Origin of the sequence: Peribacillus sp. NPDC096379 (assembly GCF_044762875.1) — a bacterium.
Classification (GTDB): Bacteria; Bacillota; Bacilli; order Bacillales; family DSM-1321; genus Peribacillus.
This window is the reverse complement of record NZ_JBIWFD010000001.1, coordinates 462179-486899: the sequence shown is the minus strand read 5'-3', so window position 1 is coordinate 486899 and position 24721 is coordinate 462179. Positions and strand designations below refer to the sequence as shown.

General features: G+C 38.7%; 21 protein-coding genes. 8 read left to right on the top strand and 13 right to left on the bottom strand.

Annotated features, from left to right (window positions below; genetic code table 11):
* A partial coding sequence (locus ACIQZI_RS02445; protein WP_403068948.1) for a hypothetical protein occupies window positions 1-3696 on the bottom strand: 3696 nt, incomplete at its 3' end.
* Between the two features lie 184 nt (window positions 3697-3880).
* On the opposite strand from ACIQZI_RS02445, the gene ACIQZI_RS02440 reads away from it, so the two are divergent.
* The 3 genes from ACIQZI_RS02440 to ACIQZI_RS02430 all read left to right on the top strand — a co-directional run bounded on the left by ACIQZI_RS02440 (window position 3881) and on the right by ACIQZI_RS02430 (window position 5510).
* A complete protein-coding gene (locus tag ACIQZI_RS02440; RefSeq protein ID WP_062176657.1) occupies window positions 3881-4534 on the top strand; it encodes a BMQ_0737 family morphogenetic spore coat protein in 654 nt (217 codons plus the stop codon).
* A 66-nt stretch (window positions 4535-4600) separates the two neighbouring features.
* On the top strand, window positions 4601-5149 hold the full coding sequence (locus tag ACIQZI_RS02435) for a hypothetical protein (protein WP_403068944.1): 549 nt from the start codon (window positions 4601-4603) through the stop codon (window positions 5147-5149).
* Window positions 5150-5198: 49 nt separating this feature from the next.
* A complete protein-coding gene (locus ACIQZI_RS02430; RefSeq protein ID WP_403068941.1) occupies window positions 5199-5510 on the top strand; it encodes a hypothetical protein in 312 nt (103 codons plus the stop codon).
* A 213-nt stretch (window positions 5511-5723) separates the two neighbouring features.
* On the opposite strand, the gene ACIQZI_RS02425 is transcribed toward ACIQZI_RS02430, so the two are convergent.
* The gene (locus tag ACIQZI_RS02425) at window positions 5724-6290 is read right to left on the bottom strand and encodes a hypothetical protein (RefSeq protein ID WP_403068938.1); all 567 of its coding nucleotides are present in this window, start codon (window positions 6288-6290) and stop codon (window positions 5724-5726) included.
* 205 nt (window positions 6291-6495) lie between these two features.
* Between ACIQZI_RS02425 and ACIQZI_RS02420 the strand changes: the two genes are divergently transcribed.
* A complete protein-coding gene (locus tag ACIQZI_RS02420; protein ID WP_062176646.1) occupies window positions 6496-6786 on the top strand; it encodes a hypothetical protein in 291 nt (96 codons plus the stop codon).
* Between the two features lie 518 nt (window positions 6787-7304).
* Window positions 7305-7514, top strand: coding sequence for a hypothetical protein (locus ACIQZI_RS02415; protein WP_403068934.1), 210 nt, complete (start codon window positions 7305-7307; stop codon window positions 7512-7514).
* A 113-nt stretch (window positions 7515-7627) separates the two neighbouring features.
* Here the strand turns inward: ACIQZI_RS02415 and murC are convergent, their stop codons facing one another.
* The 4 genes from murC to ACIQZI_RS02395 all read right to left on the bottom strand — a co-directional run bounded on the left by murC (window position 7628) and on the right by ACIQZI_RS02395 (window position 14157).
* Window positions 7628-8932 carry a UDP-N-acetylmuramate--L-alanine ligase gene (murC, locus tag ACIQZI_RS02410; protein ID WP_403068931.1) on the bottom strand — a complete coding sequence of 435 codons (1305 nt, stop codon included), beginning with the start codon at window positions 8930-8932 and terminating at the stop codon, window positions 7628-7630.
* A gap of 570 nt (window positions 8933-9502) precedes the next feature.
* Window positions 9503-12208 carry a DNA translocase FtsK gene (locus ACIQZI_RS02405; RefSeq protein WP_403068928.1) on the bottom strand — a complete coding sequence of 902 codons (2706 nt, stop codon included), beginning with the start codon at window positions 12206-12208 and terminating at the stop codon, window positions 9503-9505.
* A gap of 591 nt (window positions 12209-12799) precedes the next feature.
* Window positions 12800-13606 carry a DUF1444 domain-containing protein gene (locus ACIQZI_RS02400; protein WP_403068925.1) on the bottom strand — a complete coding sequence of 269 codons (807 nt, stop codon included), beginning with the start codon at window positions 13604-13606 and terminating at the stop codon, window positions 12800-12802.
* A 239-nt stretch (window positions 13607-13845) separates the two neighbouring features.
* Complete coding sequence (locus ACIQZI_RS02395) at window positions 13846-14157, bottom strand: thioredoxin family protein (protein ID WP_403068922.1); 312 nt, start codon at window positions 14155-14157, stop codon at window positions 13846-13848.
* A gap of 300 nt (window positions 14158-14457) precedes the next feature.
* Between ACIQZI_RS02395 and ACIQZI_RS02390 the strand changes: the two genes are divergently transcribed.
* Window positions 14458-16548 carry a methyl-accepting chemotaxis protein gene (locus tag ACIQZI_RS02390; RefSeq protein WP_403068919.1) on the top strand — a complete coding sequence of 697 codons (2091 nt, stop codon included), beginning with the start codon at window positions 14458-14460 and terminating at the stop codon, window positions 16546-16548.
* A 315-nt stretch (window positions 16549-16863) separates the two neighbouring features.
* Here the strand turns inward: ACIQZI_RS02390 and ACIQZI_RS02385 are convergent, their stop codons facing one another.
* Together ACIQZI_RS02385 and ACIQZI_RS02380 are read right to left on the bottom strand one after the other, a co-directional pair.
* The gene (locus tag ACIQZI_RS02385) at window positions 16864-17391 is read right to left on the bottom strand and encodes a DUF84 family protein (protein WP_403068916.1); all 528 of its coding nucleotides are present in this window, start codon (window positions 17389-17391) and stop codon (window positions 16864-16866) included.
* A gap of 3 nt (window positions 17392-17394) precedes the next feature.
* Entirely contained in the window at window positions 17395-18468 is a 1074-nt protein-coding gene (locus ACIQZI_RS02380) for a M42 family metallopeptidase (protein WP_062176629.1), read from the bottom strand.
* 224 nt (window positions 18469-18692) lie between these two features.
* Here ACIQZI_RS02380 and ACIQZI_RS02375 point away from each other — a divergent pair, with 224 nt between their 5' ends.
* The gene (locus ACIQZI_RS02375; RefSeq protein WP_403068912.1) at window positions 18693-19007 is read left to right on the top strand and encodes a hypothetical protein; all 315 of its coding nucleotides are present in this window, start codon (window positions 18693-18695) and stop codon (window positions 19005-19007) included.
* Between the two features lie 156 nt (window positions 19008-19163).
* Here ACIQZI_RS02375 and ACIQZI_RS02370 read toward each other — a convergent pair whose 3' ends face one another.
* Window positions 19164-20015 (bottom strand): YtnP family quorum-quenching lactonase, encoded by an 852-nt coding sequence (locus tag ACIQZI_RS02370; RefSeq protein ID WP_403068909.1) that lies wholly within the window; start codon window positions 20013-20015, stop codon window positions 19164-19166.
* A gap of 383 nt (window positions 20016-20398) precedes the next feature.
* Window positions 20399-21037, bottom strand: a complete 639-nt coding sequence (trmB, locus tag ACIQZI_RS02365) for a tRNA (guanosine(46)-N7)-methyltransferase TrmB (protein ID WP_403068906.1) — start codon at window positions 21035-21037, stop codon at window positions 20399-20401.
* A 162-nt stretch (window positions 21038-21199) separates the two neighbouring features.
* Here trmB and ACIQZI_RS02360 point away from each other — a divergent pair, with 162 nt between their 5' ends.
* Complete coding sequence (locus ACIQZI_RS02360; RefSeq protein WP_049682650.1) at window positions 21200-21478, top strand: YtzH-like family protein; 279 nt, start codon at window positions 21200-21202, stop codon at window positions 21476-21478.
* On the opposite strand, the gene ACIQZI_RS02355 is transcribed toward ACIQZI_RS02360, so the two are convergent.
* The 3 genes from ACIQZI_RS02355 to thpR form a co-directional block, all read right to left on the bottom strand.
* On the bottom strand, window positions 21479-22255 hold the full coding sequence (locus tag ACIQZI_RS02355; protein ID WP_403071995.1) for a phosphotransferase: 777 nt from the start codon (window positions 22253-22255) through the stop codon (window positions 21479-21481).
* 443 nt (window positions 22256-22698) lie between these two features.
* A complete protein-coding gene (locus tag ACIQZI_RS02350; protein WP_062176618.1) occupies window positions 22699-23682 on the bottom strand; it encodes an NERD domain-containing protein in 984 nt (327 codons plus the stop codon).
* Window positions 23683-23821: 139 nt separating this feature from the next.
* Window positions 23822-24382, bottom strand: a complete 561-nt coding sequence (gene thpR / locus ACIQZI_RS02345; RefSeq protein WP_403068901.1) for an RNA 2',3'-cyclic phosphodiesterase — start codon at window positions 24380-24382, stop codon at window positions 23822-23824.
* Window positions 24383-24721 lie beyond the last annotated feature (339 nt).

Genomic DNA, 24721 nt, shown 5'->3' with positions numbered 1-24721 from the left:
TAAATCTGCTAGCTGATGATTCACTTCTTCATACGATTGCTTTAATTCTTCCAGCTCTCGGCTCTGGTTCTGTTCCACCATTCTGGATTCTGCTAACTCTTGGTTCAGTTCCTGATAAGTTTGTTTTAGTTCACCTAGCTCTCGGTCCTGATTTTGATAAGACTGCTGTAATTCTTCCAGCTCTTGGATCTGGTTCTGTTCCACCATTCTAGATTCTGTTAATTCTTGGTTCAGTTCCTGATAGGTTTGTTTTAGTTCGCCTAGCTCTTGATCCTGATTTTGATAAGATTGGAGTAATTCCTCGAGCTCTTGAATCTGGTTCTGTTCCACCATTCTAGATTTTGCTAACTCTTGGTTCAATTCCTGATTCGATTGTTTTAGTTCACCTAGCTCTTGGTCCTGATTTTGATAAGACCGGAGTAATTCTTCGAGTTCTTGTCGATAGTCTTGTTCCTTCATTGTTGCATCTGCTAGCTGGTGATTGAGTTCTTCATTTGATTGCTTTAGGTTTTCAAGCTCTTGAATCTGGTTCTGTTCCACCATTCTAGATTCGGCTAATTCTTGGTTCAATTCCTGATTCGATTGTTTTAGTTCGCCGAGCTCTTGGTCCTGTTGTTGATAAGATTGGAGTAATTCTTCAAGTTCTCGGCGTTGGTCTTGTTCCTTCATTGTTGCATCTGCTAGCTGGTGATTGAGTTCTTCATTTGATTGCTTTAGGTTTTCAAGCTCTTGGCTCTGATCCTGTTCCACTAATCTGGAGTCGGCTAACTCTTGGTTCAGTTCCTGATTGGATTGATTTAAATCTCTAATCTTTTGGTCCTGTTGTTGATGAGATTGGAATAGTTCTTCAAGCTCTTGCTGTTGGCCTTGTTCCTTCAGGATAGATTCTGCTAGCTGGTGATTCACTTCTTCATACGATTGCTTTAGATTTTCAAGCTCTTGAATCTGATTCTGTTCCACCATTCTAGATTCGGCTAGTTCTTGGTTCAATTCCTGATTGGATTGCTTTAGTTCGCCTAGCTCTTGGTTCAATTCCTGATTGGATTGTTTTAGTTCGCCTAGCTCTTGGTCCTGATTTTGATAAGACTGGAGTAATTCTTCGAGTTCTTGTCGTTGGCTTTGTTCCTTCATTGTTACATCCGCCAACTGGTCATTGAGTGCTTCATAAGATTCCTTTAAGTCTCCAAGCTCTTGGTTTTGACTTTGTTCCTTCAAAGTTGCATCTGCTAACTGGTGATTGAGTTCTTCATTTGATTGCTTTAGGTTTTCAAGCTCTTGGCTCTTCTCTTGTTCCACCATTCTAGATTCTGTTAATTCTTGGTTTAATTCTACAAGCTCTTGATCCTGATTTTGATAAGATTGGAGTAATTCTTCGAGCTCTTGGCGTTGGTCTCGTTCCTTCAAAGTTACATCTGCCAGCTGATGATTGATTGCTTCATACGATTGCTTTAGGTCTTCAAGCTCTTGAAGCTTCTCTTGTTCTACCACTTTAGATACTGTTAATTCTTGTTTTAGTTCACATAGCTCTTGATCCTGATTTTGATAAGACTGGAGTAATTCTTCGAGTTCTTGTCGTTGGCTTTGTTCCTTCATTGTTACATCCGCCAACTGGTCATTGAGTGCTTCATAAGATCGCTTTAAGTCTCCAAACTCTTGGCTCTGGTTCTGTTCCACCATTCTGGATTCTGCTAATTCTTGGTTCAATTCCTCATTGGATTGATTTAAATCTCTAATCTTTTGGTCCTGTTGTTGATGAGATTGGAATAGTTCTTCAAGCTCTTGTTGTTGGCCTTGTTCCTTCAGGATAGAATCTGCTAGCTGGTAATTCACCTCTTCATACGATTGCTTTAGATTTTCAAGCTCTTGGCTCTTCTCTTGTTCCACCATTCTAGATTCTGCTAACTCTTGGTTCAGTTCCTGGTTGGATTGTTTTAGTTCGCCTAGCTCTTGGCCCTGGTTTTGATAAGACTGCCTTAGGTCTTCAAGCTCTTGAAGCTTCTCTTGTTCTACCATTCTAGATTCTGTTAATTCTTGTTTTAGTTCACATAGCTCTTGATCCTGATTTTGATGAGAATGTAGTAATTCTTCGAGTTCCTGTTTTTGGTCCTGTTCCACTATTCTGGATTTTGTTAATTCTTGGTTCGTTTCTTGATAGGTTTGTTTTAGTTCGCCTAGCTCTTGGCCCTGTTGTTGATGAGATTGGAGTAATTCTTCAAACTCTTGCTTTTGACTTTGTTCCTTCAAAGTTGCATCTGCTAACTGGTGATTAAGTTCTGCATTTGATTGCTTTAGGTTTTCAAGCTCTTGGCTCTTCTCTCGTTCCACCATTCTAGATTCTGTTAATTCTTGGTTTAATTCTACAAGCTCTTGGTCCTGATTTTGATAAGATTGAAGTAATTCCTCGAGCTCTTGGCATTGGTCTCGTTCCTTCATTGTTACATCTGCCAGCTGATGATTGATTGCTTCATACGATTGTTTTAGTTCACTTAGCTCTTGGTCCTGTTGTTGATGAGATTGGAGTAATTCTTCAAACTCTTGGCTACGGTTCTGTTCCACCATTCTGGATTCTGTTAACTCTTGTTTCATTTCTTGATTAAATTGCTTTAGTTTGCCTAGCTCTTGGTCCTGATTTTGATAAGAATAAAGTAATTCTTCGAGTTCTTGTTTCTGGCTTTGTTCCTTCAATATAGAGTCCGCAAGCTGATGATTCACTTCCTCATAGGATTGCTTTAGGTCTTCAAGCTCTTGACTCTGGTCCTGTTCCACCATTCTGGATTCTGTTAATTCTTGGTTCAATTCTTGATAGATTTGCTTTAGTTCACCTAGCTCTTGGTCCTGTTGTTGATGAGATTGGAGTAATTCTTCAAGCTCTTGGCTACGGTTCTGTTCCACCATTCTGGATTCTGTTAATTCTTGCTTCATTTCTTGATTAAATTGCTTTAGTTCGCCTAGCTCTTGGTCCTGATTTTGATAAGAATAAAGTAATTCTTCGAGTTCATGTTTTTGGCTTTGTTCCTTCATTGTAGTTTCTTCTAGCTGCTGATTCACTTCTTCATATGATTGCTTTATCTGTTCAAGCTTTTGGCTCTGATCCTGTTGAACCATTCTGGATTCTACAAGCACATGTTTTAATTCTTCAAGTTCCTTTTTTTGAATCTGTTGTTCCAAACCAGAATTTGTAAGCTCCTGATTCAGTTCTTGATGAGTTTGCTTTAACACATCAAGGACTCGTTTCTGGTCTTGTTCTGACAACCTCGTTTCTGCTAGCTCTTGTTTCATTTCTTCATAAGATCGTTTTAATTCTGCTAACTCTTGGTTTAGAGCTTCATATGATTGCATTAATCCCTCTAGTTCTTGCGTCTTTTCTTCCAAGTCGATACTTTTTCGCTTTATAGCATCAGCGTCTCTTTCCTTATCCAGATCTTGCCTTTTTAATTCTTCGTTTTCTTTTTCTAAAATGGTATATTGTTTTTTCATTTCCTCTACCTGGTCGGTCATGGTTTGGATCTGTTCGACCAATTCTGATTGGACGCCCTTTTCAGCCTCCCTTTCAGCTGTAATTAGTTCATGCTGATGCCTTAAGGTCAAATATTCCTCGGTAATATCATTCTCCCGATAGCTTTTCAACACTTTTTTGTACTTTTTAATTTGGCGAATCAGCGTACTCATCTGATTCTCATCCATGAAATTGGACACATTTACCCCCCCATTAAAAATGATATAACGTATTGTATGTTCTTCCATCTAGGCTGTGCAGATAGAATCATTTCAAAGTTCTGATGATTCCCTTTCAGAAAATGGGCGTTCATACCGTAACTAGGACTAGGGGGTCGACATACTTTGTACTGTACAATAAAAATTTTATTAGGGAGTCGATCATATGAGTCATTCACCACGGCCCACTCAAGAGCTTTTATGTATCAATGCTGAAAAAGTATATGATTGGGTTATATTACAGAATACGATTAGACAATTTGTTTCAGCCGAAGAGCTCGGATTAGACCATGAACTTCACGATGTAAAGCATGTATCTACGCGCTTTATTTTAACTGATGAGCATGGAAAACCGCTTGGACCAAATGCAGAAGTTAAAGTAAAAGAAATAGATAGACGCGAGGAAAAGACGTTTGTAATTGATGGTGCTTTGGTAACTCTCGAAAAGGTATCTTTCGTAAAAGTCTTCTACGTTGTTATTGAATTTAGAGGTACGAGAGAGCATTGTCCATTTGTCTTTACATCACACCCAATCCAAGTTGAAGTACACGAAAGTTTATTCTTATGCGCGCCAGAAGGTACAAGATTAGTCGTTAGAATTACGGACCTAGATGGCAATGCAAAGGTGAATTTCCACGACGACTGTTTAAAAAGCGTCGATCTTTCATTAACAACATGCCAAAGTATTCAAGCAGTTGCTGACGTTACGATCGAAGTGAAAGCAGACTTCTGCCAACCACGTGATATCTTAACAGAACAATGCTCAGCACCTATTATTCCGCAACAATGTCCAGTCCTTTTCCCTGGTCATGATCATTAATAAGTCCGCATAAGGTTTAAGAGAGGAAATTTCCTCTCTTTATTCTTTTTAGGGCGGGTGAAAAGCATGATTGAAAAATTAATTGGGGAATTAGAGTATAAACTTATGGAATTGGAACGTGAAGGCCTCGAATTCCAGGAAAAAATAAGCTCCTTACTCCTAAAAAAGCAATCGCAAGAATCAAATCCAATTTCCTATTTCAATTATTCGACAATCATTGATAAAGAAAAAACAAGTGAACATACCGTTATCGGCAACTTCCATTTCCATAATCAAACAGATCTTCCCCTTCATAGTCCAGTCATTTTACTCAAGATTAATTCGGACAAACCCTATGATTTTTCCGGAAAATATGTACTTCCCAATAAGCCACTTCAAAACGAAGCTTTTTTTTGGGAACGTATTGAAGATAAACAAAACGCTGCTACGAATGAATATTCATTTCGACCTGTAGCTAATCAAATCATCCCAGCCAATGATACATTCTCCTTTTCAAATTTTCAGATCCGTTTCTCAAATGAAGAATCAGGCTACATACACATTGAAGGGTTTATTTATTGCCAAGAAAGAATGGAAGGAATTGCATCGTTGAATTCCATTAGCATCAATTACTAGAAATGGAGTGAGGAATTTGTATTCTTCGGAGAATAAGGAAATTAAAGAAATGTTGGAAACTCTGCTAAAAAAAGAACTTGAAAGAAAAATTAATAAAGACGAGAACGATACAACCAAGCTACATAACGGACAAACCACCATCAATATTGATCACGGGATAAGCACCTATGCTTTGTTATATTTATTGCTAGAACAAAATTCTAATTCTGTATCTAAAAGTGACAGATCAATGGATGCTAATGAAAAACAGAGTCTAACAGCTGAAAAAAGATTAAAAAGATTGCTAGAAAATGCTGCACGGGTCCAGAAAAAGAATAAGGAGGTTTATTTGGAGGTTTTAGAGCGTTTAGAAAAAAAGTAAGATTTCAAAGGAATATTTTCACGATGATTTCCTTTCTCTTTTTATGAAAGTAGTATTTCTACGAATTATTGCACCTGTAAAATACATCTATTATTCCTGAAAATCTTTGCTTGATCTGAAATAAGGAATGATAAATCATTTAATTTATTTCAAATAGAATTCTATAGAAAAGAGAGATCTGAATTAGCGATTCAGATCTCTCAAACTGATTATTTAATTGCTGTATTGAGTACCTGTGAACGTAGTATTCGATATTGTAGCACTTAATGCTACGGCTAATACTGCAATTCCACCAACAGTCAGTACATAGCTTACACCATCTTCTCTGCTATTTAATACATCCACAAAGTCAATTGGTACAATAATCGATTCACCAATCGTAAGTGGAGGAAGTGGCTGAGTAACTGTATGAATTACTGTGCCAAGCAATGGATCATTTTGAAACTTTCTAACTTTATGAATTCTATAAGTGATTGTAGTCCCCACAGCAACGGCCACTGGAGCCGTAATTGTACTTGAACCACTTAACCAAACAAGATCCCCATTACACGCTTTGTCAAAATCTACATCTCCAATCACTTGTTCAGGTGCAATTGCACCAAGAATAGCAGCTGTTGCAAGTGTGACAGCTCCTGATTGGTTAGAAAAGTCAAAATCGACTACTGTTCTGCCTTCTTTATCATGGCAACGGTCTTTTTTGTCGTGGTCTTTTTTGCAGCCTCCGTTTTTATGATAATGTTCGCCATGATCTTCACTATATGATCTTGAAATATAACCCATTTTCTCATCTCCCTATAATATTTGAGACTTTAAGATGTCTTCCCTCCTATATAATGCAAGTGGGCTTTCTTTCGTACAGGACAAGAGCATATTTTTCAAAAAGATTTTCCCTTTTCGAATTGAAATTCACACCCATTTTTGTGAATCTGGGTGCTTTTGTACGGATAGAAGAATACTCTATTCTGAGAAGGAGGTACGGATCGTCATGTCAGAATGGAAAAAACGTCCAAAGGTGCTTGAATCTCATCCTTTCAGAGAAATATACAATGACTTTCTTGATTCCAGCCGTGAGGAATTATTGGAGTGGATTGATGAGCTCAAGAAGGATCGAAATGCAGCATTAGAGGAAAAAAAGAAAGGGAAAAGGACATATGATCATTTTATTAAACAGCGTATGATCGATACGGCGATTGAAGCGTATTATTGGAAGTTTTTAAATAAAGAGACAAGAATTCCAGAAGAAGATGATGAAGAAAAAAATGAAGATCCGTGTTAAAAGAGTCTATAACAAGAGGACTTATTTTTCAACGATTCAAGGTCTCTTTGTTTGAACCATACATTGTGAATGGGTGCATGCATTCACCGTTATGATAATATGTGCCCATCCTGTTTTATCTTTATTAAAAAATTCCTCATTGGTACAAGCATGCTTTCTTTCATTGAATATAATATTTAGACAATAAAAAAGAGTGATAGAGTAATATGGAGCTCTATAATAAAAAGAAAGATCAGCATTATGTGGGTTCTCAAACTGATTCAGCCAATTGCAGCAGACATCATAAGAGGAAGAAGAATGATAAGTTAGTTGAATTTGCAGGTCAGACTACATTTCCAATTACCTCAAACCCGACTCAAAATCAAATGCCACTTAGCGTAACTCCTTTTACCGTTGCATCCGTGACTTGAGAAGACGTAAGAGCCGGTAATGTTGTATGGCTGAACGGACTCTTCCATGTAAATAATAATGGTGGTGTACCTCGTGCGATCCTAACAAGTATTTATAAAAATACCGTAGTGCCTGGTACTCTCATTTATCAGTCTGTCATTTGGGTGGATTCTGAAGCTCGGGATGATCAAACGCCAGTTGTCGTGCAATTCGTTGATCCGATTGAAGATCGTGACCAAGATGTAACCTATATTCTAACTGCACAAGAAACGGTTGAAGGTGCATCCCTCTTTGTTTATGGACCGATTACCTTTACTGCAGCTGAAATCAAACAGTAACCTCAATATAGGAACAAAAATAGCTTAGATTTCTTTTTTAGAATCTGAGTATTTTCAGATAAAGCAGAGAAACCCCTCGGGCCTAAAAGGCCCGAGGGGTTTCGTTCTATCTATTATTGCACTTCTAATAACTTCTCGTATGCAGTCTGGAATTTCTGAATATCTCCAGCCCCCATGAATAGAATGACGCTGTTGTCATGTTTACGAAGGATTTCTGTTGTTTCCTCTGAAATCAGCTCAGCTCCAGGGATTTTCTCTTGAAGATCTAGAATGGAAAGCTTCCCTTGATGTTCGCGTGCCGAACCAAAGATTTCGCACAGATATACTTGATCCGCTAAGTTTAAGCTATCGGCAAATTCATTCAGAAATGCCTGAGTTCTTGAATACGTATGTGGCTGGAATACGGCCACTACTTCACGATTCGGATATTTTTGGCGCGCTGAATCGACCGTTGCTGTGATTTCAGTCGGATGATGGGCATAATCGTCAATAATGATTTGATTGCCGATTTCTTTCTCAGAAAAACGACGCTTCACCCCAGTAAATGTCATCAATTGTGCCTTCACCGTTTCAGTATCCAAATCTTCATATTGACATAGTGCAATAACGGCTACAGCGTTTAACACATTATGCTTGCCGAAGGTCGGAATCGTAAACGTCTCATAGTAATTATTCCGCACATGTACATCAAATGTTGTGCCTTGCTCGGAAACTTGAATATTCCGTGCTTGAAAATCATTTTCTTCCGCAAATCCGTATAAAATCACTGGAACTTTTGCTTGAATTCCTTGAAGTTGCTCATCATCGCCACAAGCAATAATTCCTTTATTCACTTGCAGAGCCATCTTCTGAAACGCCTCGAATACGTCCTCAATGTTGGCAAAATAGTCTGGATGGTCGTAATCAATATTCGTCATGATTGCATAATCAGGATAATAAGAAAGGAAATGGCGGCGATATTCACACGCCTCGAATACAAAATAATCCGATTTAGCAATCCCTTTCCCTGTACCATCCCCGATTAAATACGAAGTTGGCTTTGCTCCACCCATTACATGAGCAAGTAATCCTGTCGTCGATGTTTTCCCATGTGCGCCTGTTACTGCCACACTGATGAATCCCTTCGATAAGTCTCCAAGGAAGTTGTGATAGCGAAGGATTGGCAATCCCAGCTTCATCGCTGCAACAATTTCCGGATGAGTGTCTGGGAATGCATTTCCTGCAATAATTGTCATTCCAGGCTGAATATTTTCTTCAGCAAAAGGAAGAATTGTAATTCCTGCATTTTCCAATGCAATTTGTGTAAAAAATTTCTTTTCGTAGTCAGAACCTTGAACAACATACCCCATATCATGAAGTACTTGAGCAAGTGCGCTCATCCCAGAGCCCTTAATTCCTACAAAATGGTAAACAGTCATAAATAGATCCTCCACCAATCGTCTATCTGTATCACGGTATATAATGTCATCTTTTTTGTTTTTCTTGTTTTCTAATTTGGAAGTTCTAAGGGAACTTAATGGCTTCCCTTTCAGTATCTCCCAGAAAATTGAAATCTTAACTTCACATTATTCATACATGAGTATACATTATATCACTCTTTAAAAAAATCAACCATAACACGATATTACCATTTTAACATAGTTGATTTTACCGATCCTTCATTTGCCAATAATACATTACAATTCTTATTATATACATTTTCGTCTAGGATGTTCACCTATAAAAGACACGAACACGGTGATTAAACACTCACATCTAGTAGTAAAGGCCTCTTCGTAGGACTAACTAGCTCCAGCAATGTGGCGTGAGTAGCGCCATAATACATCTTCTTAGATTTTTCATATTATTTGTTTCTACTTTTTAAGTAAACCTAGCACTTCCCATTTCCTTAACACAAAGAAGAGAAGCACCTTCGAAAGAAGAAATTAGCTCATCTACTAATAGCCGCCACACGCATCCTGTACAGTCGGAGAATGACCGCCTGATTCTTACATCACCGCGTTTTCCTCTAAAAAGGATTCCAATTCTTCAGCCGTAATGAGCACATCCCTCGGTTTACTCCCTCTGGATTCAGAAATAATCCCCTTGTCATGCATCATTTCCATTAATCTTGCTGCACGATTGTAGCCAATCTTGAACCTTCTTTGTAAGCTTGAGGTTGAAGCAGCATTTTGCGAGACGACAAATTCACATGACTCAAAAAATAATTCATCGATTTCTTCGGTGAATTGTGCTTTATTCAATAATTCTTCTTGCTCAAATAAGTATTGCGGTTGCTGCTCGTTCTTCACATGATGGACAACTTCATCAATTTCATGGTCCGTGACGAACGTACCTTGGAGACGAACTGATTTGGAAGATCCATTTTCAGCAAACAACATATCGCCTCTACCTAACAGCTTTTCCGCACCACCGCTGTCAAGAATTGTACGTGAATCCACTTGAGATGAGACCGAAAACGCAATTCTTGTCGGGATATTTGCCTTGATCAAGCCAGTTATGACATCAACTGAAGGACGTTGAGTTGCAACAATCAAATGAATCCCGCAAGCACGTGCTTTCTGTGCAATCCGACTAATAGCCTCCTCCACATCTGCAGGCGACATCATCATTAAATCGGCAAGCTCATCAATAATGATCACGATAAAAGGCAATTTATTCGCATGCTGACCCGCTGCCTCTGCGTTTTCATTGAAACGTCCAATATCACGGACTCCTGCGTGAACAAACAACTCGTAACGCCTTTCCATTTCTTCAACAGCCCATTTCAATGCTGCTGTGGCTGCCTTTACATCTGTTATAACCGGACTAACGAGATGAGGGAGACGGTTATATGGAGCAAGCTCAACCATTTTAGGATCAATGAGCAGTAATTTCACCTCTTGTGGTGTAGCTTTATACAGTAAACTAATTAACATTGAATTAATACAAACACTTTTCCCTGAGCCGGTTGCCCCAGCAATGAGTCCGTGTGGCATTTTTTTCAAATCCGTCACAATCGGTTCACCGGAAATATCAAGTCCAAGTGCGACTGTCAACGGGGATGGATCTTGTTTGAATGAATCACTTTCGAGAATTTCCCGCAGAAACACAGGCATGCTTTTTCGATTCGGGATTTCAATGCCTATGGTATGCTTGCCAGGAATCGGTGCTTCCATCCGAATATCCTGTGCAGCAAGACTTAGTTTAATATCATCCATTAAATTCGTGACCTTATTCACCTTCACACCTGGCTCTGGCTGCACCTCAAATCTTGTCACAGCAGGACCTTGCGTGACATTAACCACTTTTGCACGAACATTAAAGTTCTTCAATGTATCATCCAATAATGCCGTCTGCCCTTCAAGCCATTCATTGTCACTTTCTGCGGATGCTGCTGGTGTTAGTAAGTCGATGGACGGAAATGCGTAATATGGATTTTCTTCCTCACTTATTGTCTGATTCGATACAATTTGATCTTGTAGATTCATTTCTAACGGTACTGTAGGAAGATTTTCAGGAATGACCTCTTTTACCGGTTCTTCGGTATGTACAAGACTTTGAACCGTTGAAAGATGGACGTCGGATTTCGATTCAACTAAGTCTTTGGTTATTACACGAGCTGCTTGCCTATGTATTTCATTCACATCTTGTTCAAACTTAACTTCAGACACTGGCTCGACATTTTCCCGGGAAATGTTCTGATCATCGACAATCGTTCTCCTCATCGCTTCGAAAGTCTTTAGCCGATCGACCTTTTCTTTATCCTGCTTCAACATGATCACATTAAATGGAATATGTTTTTTTGTAGGTTTTGGTTGAACGAAATGTTCCTGTTCAAGAGAAGGTTCTACTACTGTCATTGTATCACTTGATTCTCGTTCATATACAGCAGTCGCAGCAGTCATCCGTTCGGTTTCTTCTGCCTTTGGTACTAGCGATTCAATTGTAGCAGCTGTAGTATCAAAGCTTATTTCCTCAAGCACCGTTTTTTCTTCTTCTTTGATTAGATCCGTCGAACGTTCATTTTTTTCTTTTTCATCATTCGCATCGATTAATTCTGATACATCTTCTGTGACCTCTTGTTCCTTAAACTCTGAATCAGCTATCGTTCCATGCTCTTCCTCTCGTTCTTCCCTATCATTTTTTCGAAGGGTCGCTTTAGTCTCGATTGGATCTGAAACAGATAATTCGATGGTGTTTTCTAATTCATACTCCACAATGTCATCCCGGGTTTTATTAAAGGGCTCTGGCCGTTTATAACCGTAGATAGGCGATGGAATTTCAGTTGGTCGAAACGGTATTTTGGACGGGACAATTTTCGTTATTTTTGGTGCTGCTTCTTGTTTCTTCTTTTCTGGCTGTTCCGGTTGCTTGTAAACTATTTCCGAACTATTCTCCCAGTGTTTCGTGTTTCTTTCTTTGTTTATTGGCCGGTCAGGCTTTTTGGGACGCCTTTGTCTTATTTTATTATCTGGAATAATAGGAAATTTAAATTCACCCTTTGGATATTGAAATAATATCCGAGTATCCGGGTCTAAACGGGTTGATGTGAGCTCTTCATGCGAGACTGATTGTTCTTTCAACTTTTGCAATTGAGTCAAGTCCATCTTTTTTAATGTTTCTTTATCTATCTCTTCATCGATCATAATTTCTTCTATTTCAATAATTTCTTCATCTTGGAACCATTTCTTTATTTTTTTGAGCCATTTCAATACAATCACTCTTTCTACCAACTTATAGTCAACGATCTTTTTTTATTAAATTTTGGTAAACCAACTTATATGCGTACCTATTACCCGTACCATAAACCAATTGGAATATACCCAGTATACACCAATTAATCAATGATTTTCACAAAATTATGAGAGGAAACCACTTTATTTGCGATATTTTCATATCCTCTAGGTGACCTAGTATACGTCGATTCTATTGCAGTAGCAATACAGTCATATTATATTTTCATGATAAAGTGAAACTTCTAATAGTGGGGTGTAGTTCCCCACTGTTAGTTAGTTGAACCAATCGGGGTTTTATAGGCTGTTTTTTTATTCTCAGGAATTACTTTATGAGATATTACAGCCTGTTAAACCGGGATAAAAGGAAAATGGGGATATTACAGCCTGTTAAACCAAGGTAAAAGATCCATGAGCATCTAATCCCAACTAAAACGATGAAAAAGGTTCAGGTTCTAAAAGTAGCTGCGCTGACTTTGCGAAGCCCCGCCCCTTTTCCACATAAAAGAAGCACATCCCACTCAGTGATGGTTCACTGTCAGAATGTGCATTCTATTACGCTGTGCTTAATTATTCGCTTCTCTTTTTATTTTTCCCCAGGATAAAGACTGGCTCTAATTCGTCATTTTCGTATAAGAAGGAAAGAGCAGTGATCGGGACATGGCCACTTGCAAAAAAACTCATCGCCATTTGTGCAAGCACATCATAGCCCGTATCATTTTCGATATCTGCGATAATAATGACATCCTGATGTGGGATGCTGATCGCCATCTCACCTTTCATGGTATTCTTCATTTCTTTTAACCAAGTTTCGTTAACAATACGACTTGCATCGTAGCCATCATTCGTATTCAAGAAATAAAATGTATTACCCGCAACCGTATCAGATTTCAAAGGCGTTTTAAGCGATCGGACGTTAAACTTTGCAATTTGTCGTATCCGTTCAGGTTCCCATCCCTCTTTCTCTAGCATCTGACGGTCGATTAGCCGGTATGTATTTCCTAAGTCAAGCGCATACAGAATCCGTGTTTCAGCTGTATGTTCATCAAATAAAAACGGATTCCCAGATGTCGCTTCTGTAGGAAAAGAAGTGGACCGAATGACTGGAAAAATGTTTTTTTCTTTACCAGTCAACGTGTGCTCTTCACCCATCACCTGCAATGCTTCCTCAACATAATAAACGACTTCATCGATCGCTTTTTCCTTTGAATTTTCCCAATTTGCCACGATTTTCGGCAACTCGACCGAAATGCCTTTTCCAGTTACCGTGTTTTCAATACGAAGAACATCTGTCTTACTATCAAAGGTATAGCTGCGGTATTCCGAACCTAACCGCTCTTTCATAAGTTTCATGATCTTCTTACTATCCATTTTCATTCAAAATTCCTCACTTCTTTAAGGACATGGGGCGGAGCTTCGCAACTTATCAATATAGCTGATCTGCTTAACAGGTATACATATTAACTATAGGAAGTACCCCAAAATCTAGCTCCGCACCGCCACCATTGCAATTAAGCGCATATAGCGTGTTTATTTGTATGAAAAGAGCCGATTTGGGCATAAACAAACTATTTAGTCTATTCAATTATTATTAGAATTACACAAAATTTGAATCATTATAAGGATTCGATAAAATCTTTAATTTCTTGCTCGGTTTTACGGTCTTTACTAACAAAACGTCCTAACTCTTTTCCGTTGTCATATGCAATAAAACTTGGAATGCCAAAAACATCATTTTCTACACATACATCAATAAATTTATCACGGTCAATATGAACGAAAGTATAGTCAGGATACGCCGCTTCAATGCCTGGTAAAACAGGTTCAATCACTCGGCAATCTCCACACCAATCTGCTGAAAACAAGAAAATATGTTTCCCTTCATTTTTTAAGGTTGTAAATTGCTCGATAGATTCTAAATTTTTCATTCTAATTCCCTCCAATAAATAGATTTTATCTCTCAACACTTATGTTGATGATACCAAACTACTTCACGATAAACCAACAATACGCAAACTTATTTCTAAAAAAAACACGAGCGTTACACCCTAACATAGATTCGAGTTTTTAGCCCTATATTCAGTCTTTCCCAAACGATCGTCGTCCTTATTAAATAAATTCCTATTGTTATCAACAGCTAAAAATTCTATAATATAGGAAATATTTCTTATATTACAATAGTATACTAGTTATAACTACCTAATTCGTTTCAGAAAGAGAGGCAGTTTATGCAAACAATCAAGGCCAAAATTGGACTTATTATTTTCATATCATTAGTTAGCGTTCTTTTGTTAATCGTTTTTAACATGATCGCAATGGGAAAACAAAATAGTGTTCGAGAAGAGCAATCACTTCTCAATCAAGCCATTAAGGATAGTAAAGATCTTAAATATCAAATGGCTGATACGAGAAAATTCGAGCGACAATATTTGAAAAATCCGAAAGCTTCCAATGCAAGATTTGTATTCGAACGTGTTGATAAGATTATCAAAACAACCGCATCATTAAAAGCAGAATACAGCCCATATCCTGACATCGTTCAGCAATTCGAAATGATTGAGGATCATGTTACCGATTACGAAAACAGCTTTAAGCAAATCGTCCAGCTATATGAAAAAATAGGCTACTTCAACACGGAAGGCCTTCGGGCAGACCTTGAAAGCGGTGGGATAAAAGTTGCGGATTTGCTTTTGCAATCGAATCACCAGGAGCTTTTCAACCAATTTTCCATCATCCGTCTATTAGAACAGCATTATTTAGCCACAAAAGAAACCAGTCCATATACAGAATATTCGTCTCAGATGAATGACTTGGAAAATACAATAGCAAGATCATCCATTTCTCCCGTGCAAAAAGAGGCTCTTATTGTTCAATTAAACAATTATAGAAAGACAATGAGATCGATTGTGCTAACATATCTTGATACAACAACGATATCGATGGCATTTGATACTACAGCTAGCACGGTTGAAAACTCTGCTTCTGATCTAGAAGTCATTTCGCATGATCAAGAAACTAAATTGAACCGAGCAAATGAAGAAAAGATTAAGTGGATTACTATTTCTCTTGTAATAATCAGTGTTATAATCGTATTCATTCTTTCGACCATAGGCTATTTATTAATGATGTCAATACGCACTTCTATATTTGCTTTAAAAGATGGGGCAGATAAAATCGGCAACGGGAATCTGGCTTATCAAGTATCCATTAAACGAAAAGACGAAATGATGAGTTTAGCAGAAACTTTTAATAAAATGGCGGAAAAAGTTAAACACACACTACTTGAAGTTAGGAATTCAGCTGATCAGTTGAACTCTTCTTCACAAAACTTAGCCGCTATTTCTGAAGAAACGTCTGCTCAATCCAATCAAGTAAATGCAGCCATTAAACAAGTTGCAGCTGGAGCGACACTGCAATCTTTAGAGCTTGAGGAAAGCAATGTTATTTTACAAAAGGTAACGGATTCCATCTCAGAAACAGAAATTATAAGTGAAGAAATTGTTATCGAGGCAACACAAACGGAGAATGAAGGGCATCTTGGACTGAAAACAGTCGTCAGTCTCCAGGAGACATCTGAACAATTCCTACAATTAGCTACACATTTGACGATGCAAATTCAAAGTGCATCTGAAAAATCACTTGCGATATCAGATATTGTTGGGACGATCCAAGACATTGCTGAGAATACAAATCTTCTTGCCTTAAACGCTGCGATTGAAGCCGCACGAGCTGGGGATGCAGGAAGAGGATTTAGTGTAGTGGCAAACGAAGTACGAAAGCTTGCGGAACGTTCCAAGCATGAAGCCGAGAGCATCCAACGAGTCATCCATACAATGAATGAACAAATGAATGCATTAATGATTGAATCGCAGAAATTTAATGAATATAAAACGATTCAAAGTCATTCGGTTGACTATACAAAGAGCGCGTTTGAAAATATCGTTCAACATGTGGAACGAATCAGCTTGAAAATTGGCACAATCCAACATTCCATTAAAGATGTCCAAAGCGCAAACACGATTCTCGTTAAAAAAATGGGGGATGTGTATCAAGTATCAGAGCAATCAACCGGCGCTTCACAAGAAGTAAGTGCCTCAAGTGAAAGCCAATTAATGGCGATTACTCATGTAAGTGAAGCCGCAACAGAGCTAAGTCATATCGCCGCCGATTTACAAACGGTCGTTTCCCAATTTAACCTTGAAGAAGAAGTCAACGACATACCTTCTGACAAGAAAAAGAAAACAAGACGAACTAAACACTTTAAGAAGATCCTTCACTGGAAAAAACCTAAGTTGTCAAAGAAAAAGAATAGGCCATAAAAGAAAGCAGCTGAACCATAGCAAGTCTGACCTCACACTATTTATCGCGAATAGAGTGTGAGGTCAGACTTTTTTTGACGATCTCTATAGCACATCAAAATATTACTTTGATGCATATTTTGAGATTTTGACGTAAAAAAAAGTTCTTTCTCCATTCCGAAGAAAGAACTTTACTAAATTTATCCCGCATTAACGGGCAGTAGGACCCCCACCTCAAGCTTATGAGATACAAAGAAGGCAGGTTGCCCGTAAAAGTCCGATTGGTTCAACTAACCATCAGTGGGAGATGAGGCCCCCACTGATGGAAGTTTCACTTTATCGCTGTTGTCCAATTTTATATTCATACTGCCCAACTAACATGCTCATAATATGGCTGAACATGTCTGCTCGGGTAATTCGTTCATTTGTGAATACACCAATCGCGCCTTCCTTTTTACGAATTCCGGCACGATTTGTGAACTCATCCATAACCGGTCCGAGCTCTTCTCCTGCGAGCAGTCTTTTGGCAACTGCATCTGGTAGCAATATTCTCGCACCGCCCGCAATGAATACGTCTGATGATTCCCGGACCGCAAGCGCCCCCCAATTACAGAGGAACAATCCATACTTTGTTTCAACTACTCCGCCTTCAAGACCTATTCCAATTTGTGCATCACTTTCACTTAAACCATTTTTAGCCCGATTCATCGCACCTTCAATCGTTTCTTCATCAGAAAAAGGCTGTTCTTGTACACCAGAAGCAACGTTCAAGGTTAAGATTTCAACAAGTTCTTCACTAAATGCATTCTTCACAGCTTGCACCTTTGCTGGGTTATGACTCCCGACTACAATTCGTAACATCATACCTCACCCGTTATTCAGAATACTTTCAAGCGTGGTCTTATCACAAGCACGTACTAATTTCCCAATCAGCTCACGAGCAGCTGCATAATCGTCGATGTGAATCATAGAAGCGGCTGTGTGGATGTATCTTGAGCAAATGCCAATTACTCCACTTGGTATTCCTTCATTCGCTTGATGCACACGCCCAGCGTCTGTACCACCTTGTGATACGAAATATTGATAAGGAATCGAATGGGTTTCTGCTGTATCTAAAATAAATTCGCGCATCCCCTTATGTGTCACCATCGTACGGTCAAGGATTCTCAGGAGGGCTCCTTTACCTAACTGTCCAAATTCAGATTTATTCCCGGACATATCATTTGCTGGACTCGCATCCAAGGCGAAGAAAATATCAGGTTTAATCATGAATGCAGATGTCTGTGCACCGCGAAGGCCTACTTCTTCTTGCACTGTTGCGCCTGAATACAAATTATTTGGCAATGTCTCCCCTTGTACGTCTTTCAAAAGTTCGATGGCAAGACCACAACCGTAGCGGTTATCCCATGATTTTGCAAGAATTTTCTTTTCATTTGCCATCGGTGTAAATGGACAGATTGGGACAATTTGTTGACCAGGGATGATCCCGATTTTCATCGCATCTTCTTTATCGTCAGCACCGATATCAATCAACATATTTTTAATATCCATTGGCTTTGCGCGTTGCGATTCTTCGAGTAAATGCGGCGGAATCGAGCCGATCACTCCTATAACCGGACCATTATCGGTAATAATTTGCACACGTTGTGCAAGTAAAACTTGGCTCCACCAACCGCCAAGCGTTTGAAAGCGAATCATTCCATTATCCGTAATCGACGTTACCATGAAACCTACTTCATCCATATGACCAGCAACAAGTACAGTCGGTCCATCTACTGGTCCTTTTTTTAAACCAAAAATACTACCAAGGCGATCCTGAACAATTTCATCTGAATATTTCTCAAGCTCAGATTTCATAAACTTTCTTACAGCATGTTCATTTCCCGATGTGCCTGGCAATTCAGTCAACGTTTTAAATAAGGCTAAAGTTTCTTGATTCATTTTTTCTACCTCGAATCTAACTATTTTATGTACTCCTCTATTTTACAGAAAATTGATGTTGGTTGCCACTTACAGATTATTTTACCCAGGGAATAAAATAGATTGCATAGTTTGAAGGCCTTAATCATAGAACATTATATCGCTGACTAATTATTGGGAAGTGATGACAATCTTTTGTATACTAAGAGATAGATGTACACGTGAGAAAACGGAGGGATCAGAGAATGAACTGGAAAACATTCATACTAGGGGTTACTGCAGGTTTTGCTGCAGGCTATGTAACGAAACAAGTATTGGAGCAATCAGGACCTCCTTCTCCTGAAAAAATATTAGATGTTGTGAAAGCATCTGTTAAGAAGGATGGAAAAATTTACGGTTCATGGATTTTAATGAAGCCTGAAACGTATCAAAAGCACGACCTCGATTATGAAGTGTATAAAGGTGGTATTACGAGGAGTATCAACAATACGCAAGAACAATTCGAATTTGTTGCCGATGCAACAACTGGTATCATTATTGATTTAATTCCGCAAAAATAACGAAAGTGTCTGACCACGCATTCATCACACAGTTTATAGTATATTTCACTTTATTTAAACTGAATATAATCATTGCGGGGGTGTCAGACCCCGCAATCACTTTTTACCGTCTACACGAAGCGTAAATAGCACTAAAACGGTGGATAGGGTACGAGGTCAGACCCTTCGTTCGCGTTTTACTTCGGCTAGAATTTCTTTTCCCGTTTCATCCCACTTTACTGCTCGGTAATAGGCATCATGATAAAAGCTGTACCAAGCTCCTTTTTCTAGTCCCTCTTTCATCCACTTCTGTTTTTGATAGACGGAGTCCATCGGGTAATCATCATAGGCAAGTACCCATAAAACGTTATTATGCGCGTGCGTTGGCATAGTATCAGCCATGTGAATGAGCATGTCATCGCCACTTTCGATGACGATAATCGAATGTCCTGCACTGTGTCCGCCTGTATGAATCATTTTAATCCCGTTTGTTATTTGCATAGCTGTGCTGAATGGCTGAATTAAATGAGCAATGGCTTCCCAGTTTTCCCGCCAATATGTATTTCTTGAACGAATGTTTGGATTTTTCATTTCTTCCCATTCAATATCAGATGTTATAATGGAGGCATTTTCAAAAACAGGTGCCCATTCTTCTCCGTTATGCTTAGTTAGCCCGCATACATGATCAAAATGTAAATGTGTCATTAACACATAATCAATATCGTTTGTACTTAGCCCAAGCTTTGCTAAATCTTCAACCACTCTTGATTCTTCTTTTACGCCATAGTTTCGGATTTGTTTTTCGGAAAATCGGTTATTACCCACACCTGAATCAATCAATAGCTTCAATCCATTCGCTTCAATGAGAATGGGATCCGTCCGCAATTCAATTTGATTGATGTCATTCACTGGGTATTTTTTCGACCAGAGCGGTTTAGGAACAACACCAAACATTGCTCCCCCATCCATATAAGTAACCCCACCATTCAACCAAGTCAGCTTAATTTCTCCGATTTGTAAAGTCTCCATAGATTTCCCCCATTTTAAAACCGTCACCAGTCTGTTTTTATCCCGCATTAACGGGCGTCCCCCCCACCCCAAGGCTTAGAGGAATCGAGGAAGCGTAGGTGGGGAATGAAGCCCTCACTGATTAAAGTTCCACTTTATACAAGACAAGTGTATCACCATTTTCTAAGTATTGAAAATTTTTAACAAAAACAATTACAAATATTGAAATTGATGGGTATTTTCGGTCTCGGCGTATAGGCTCAAATTTATATACAATGGAATAGAGACTGTTCCATAAGCAAAAGAGTCAAACCCCGCAACAACTAAATTCAGTATAAGATACGTGTATGAAACACTACATACTGATATAGAGTGCGAGGCCTGACCCTTAGGACAACCTCTTTTTATTGAAACTGAGCTTCCATTCGGTAAATTCTACTACCTCGTTTTGAGAATTTCTCCTCATATTCCGTCATGATATTGCCTTCAAAATCACTGTTATGAAGATCAAGACTCACATAGGACAGCAACATTCCATATTCGGAAATACTTTTTAACGATGATTCAAATAATCCTTGATTATCAGTTTTAAAATGAATCTCTCCATTTTGTGGTAAAATATCTTCGTAAATGCTTAGGAACGTTTTGTAGGTCAAGCGACGTTTTGCATGACGTGTCTTTGGCCATGGATCGGAGAAGTTCAAATACAACCTGTCTACTTCACCTTTTGCAAAATAATTACATAAGTCGGCTGCATCGACATTGAGCAGCTTTAAATTGGGAATATCTGCTTCGATGACACGGTCAAGCGCAGCAACGATGACGCTTTTATATACTTCAATTCCAATAAAATTCACGTTTGGATGAGCTTTGGCCATTTCCGTAATAAAACGACCTTTCCCCGATCCAACTTCAATATAGAGCGGATTATCATTCCCAAAAATATCTCGCCATTTTCCTTTTTGTTCTTCCGGATTTGCAATAACAAAGTGAGAGAACTCACTTAATTTTTCATCAGCCCAGGGCTTATTTCTTAAACGCATGATGACACCCCTAATATAAAGATTCGTTCAAACCATAACACGGAATTGCACACCTCTGCAAGATGAATTTAATCTACTATGGCACGCAATCGATAACTTATCAAATGAATAAAGAAAAGCAGCAGAGCATACCCTAAAAGAAACTTCAGAAAGGGTGACGCTATGCCGCTTTCACACGAGCACCAAATGACGTTATTAAAAGATATATTAAGCAACCATCAAACAGACTGTTGTGGCTCCATTTCAGAATACGAGCAGGTAGAACGACTTGTGAAGTCATTATTGGTCAACAATGGCGTTAATCAAAATGTAAAATCGATTTTACAGGACGTGTACCAATATAGTCAGAGTGGCATTTCCACTTCGGATTTAGACGAACACATCCAAACTCACCAAGACCAACTAACACAGTGGGTGGATGGTATGAATCAATATTCATGATTATTCTAAAATGGATTCAAGGTTTTTAAGAAGAATATTCATTTCCTTTAACCGACTTTGACGTTTATGCCATTGAATCGAAATCAATAACTGTGCTAACACATGCCATTGCATCCGCAATTGAAGACCCGGCTCCAGGTTTACTCCGTATCGCTTTAACCAAGGTCCCCACTGATCTCTTGGTATATATGAGTTAAGGAGGATGCCTAAATCAATAGCCGGGTCTGCAATCATAGCGCCATCCCAATCAATTAAATATAGCTTATTCTCCTTTGTTATCATCCAGTTGTTATGATTGACATCACAATGACAGACAACCTTATCATCACATTCAATCAAAGATAAATTTTCCTGTAAAAAATACAACGTTCGTTGTATCAACGAAATGTTCTGTATTTCCAAGTCGAGATTGCTTGTAATATTCTCTAACATGATATCGGGCAGCAATGGCGATTTTCCCAACCTTTTCAGCATGCTTAATAACGGTTTAGACTGATGAATTTTCCGCAGAAGATGAGCCACTTTCTCTTCGTTCATTTCTTCGTGTGTTAACTCCTTGCCGTCTATAAAACGCTGTGCTGTAATGGTATCTCCATTTTCAAGCCTTCTAGTCCAAATAAGCTTAGGCACGATGCCTTCTGCAGATAGGACCGCAAGAAATGGCGATGAATTTCGTTTTAGAAAAAGTTTTTCATCCTTGTTGACGGCAATGAAGGCTTCTCCTGTTGCTCCTCCAGCAGGAAATATCTCCCACTCCTGCCCTAATAAATGTTCCAATTGGTTCACCTTCAATTTCCTCACTTAATTGCCTCGTGGTGTTTTCTTTATATAATAGTTGTTTAAACAATTTCACTTTCAGATTGGTTCTATGGTTTTAGTATGTCCGAAAAACATATCGCTTCGCATGCAATACAATACGAGAATAAGTCGTGGTATCATTCATAATCATCTATCTCTTAGAATAAAAAGGATAGCTATTGAACATTTTAGCAATAGCTATCCTTTTTAAATTTTAGTTAAAAGCTAGTTTTTCGTCAAGTAGTATCATCGAAACACATGAAAATATGTCTATATTTCCATGTGTTTGATTGATCTTTACGTGCGAAAACCCTATATAGTGAAACTTCAAGCAGCAGGGACTTACTGCCCGTTCATGCAGGAAAAAGTGAAACTCCCTTCCATATTCTATACTTCAGGTTCAATACCTTTGGTCAGCTTTTTTAGGATTCATCTTCGATTCCAAATTGATCATGTTGATCCGCATCCCATTCCACTCTTCTGCTCGATGTTGTTTGACAATATTCAAGCAATCCTTGTGCCGCTTTTAACTGTTGGTGCTTTAAAGGCGTTTGCACGCTTCTCATTTTCTCAAACCATTCTGGAAAAACACGCTTATCGAGAAATGTCGTATCGTAAGGAGCTTGTGGATAATCAATATATCCATTTCGCGATAAAACAACCTTATGAATCGGTAGGCTACTCTCATACAACTCAAATAACTGGGAAACAATTTTTCCTGTCCGATTTAAGGCAATGAGTGGATTTAATAATTTTTTATCCGGATATTGGTGGTGTCGACGTAGCCAGAATCGTTCATTCGACCCAATGAAGGCTGCATCCTCTTCTGCCTCCAAAAAGGTTATGCACCACACATCGGTAGGTCCTACTAAAATGACCTCTAATTCAATCGGGGCGTTTTTCAAAACAAAAATTGGTTTGTAGAGGACTAGATATGTATCGGGAAAACGTTGTAAAAAGAAACGCAACTTTTCATCTAAAATATAAGAATTATTCATCCATGATTTTTCATGAATCGTTGAGCTTCCCCATTTTAATTGAAACTTCAAAAGCTGATTCAAGTAGTTTTGCTTTAAATCATCTAAACTCTTTGGCTCTGTAGGAAAATTCAACGAGAAAATATTCGTTTCACCAACCGGCTTTTCCTTGTAATCAGGTAAATCTTTAGTACCTCGTCCTATGAGTCCTCTTACTTTGTTCATTAAGCTTTTTTTTCCATCATGCTCTACTTCCATTTGTCTGGCATCTTCATGTTCCTCATAAAGCGTCGTGAGCTCACCTGCTGCGTAAGCCGCTTTTAGCTTCTCCCACTGCTGCTGCTTAAGCCGAACAAATTGGCTAGGATATCGATATATATCCTGCTCATATCTTGATATATAATCTTGAAGCTTTATCAGCTGTCCCATATTTATCACCGTCCTAAGATGTTTAATCGAGGGGCTCCCATAACGAAAGGGTCAGGGGGCCCACAACTACAAATCGTATATAACAGTATAAACTGTGTATAGAGTGTGAGGTCAGGCCCTTTCTGAGACATCCTCTGAATTATGTTAGTGAACATGTTGCGATTGATTGATAGGAAGGTGCTTGACCAAGATGCGTTTGGTATAACGTAACGGTAGCACCTTGAAATCGATGGGTTCTATTGGATATATCGGCAAGTTCTTGCATTCGATTAAGTTGAAAAGCATTTCCACTAAACTTTCTTGCCAGTGTAATATGTGGTTTAAATGGTTTTTTATCCAAAGTAAAGCCAACTTCCTCACACATTGTATATACTTTTTTTTGCAGATTGAAAAGCTGCTCTGACGGATTCACTCCCGTAAAAAGAATCCGAGGAGTTTCTACATTTCCAAAAGTACCTATTCCATTCAATTGGAGATCAAACCTAGATACATCCTCAAGAGCAATATTCACGAATTCTAAACTCTTCTGCCTCATTTCTTCTGTTGCATCTCCAAGAAACGCAAGAGTGATATGATAGTCTTCATGATGCAGCCATTTTTTAAAAGGAAATTCGGTCTTGATCCGTTCACTCGTCTGCTTCAAAAATTCTTTCGTTTCATCTGGCAAAGTTAACGCGTAAAAGAAATGTGTTTTCGTCATCAGCCAACTCTTCCTTTTATTTTTTATTTTATCCCGCTTTAACGGGCAGTAACCCTCCAGCTTAAAGCTTAAAGAAATCGAAGAAGCGTAGGTGGAGGATAACTGCCCGTAAAAGCCCGATTGGTTCAGCTAACCATCAGTGGGGATGAAAAAAACACCGATGGAAGTTTCACCTTATCCCGCTTTAACGGGCAGTAACCCTCCCAGCTTAAAGCTTAAAGAAATCGAAGAAGCGTAGGTGGAAGATAACTGCCCGTAAAAGCCCGATTGGTTCAGCTAACCATCAGTGGGGATGAAAAAAACACCGATGGAAGTTTCACCTTATCCCGCTTTAACGGG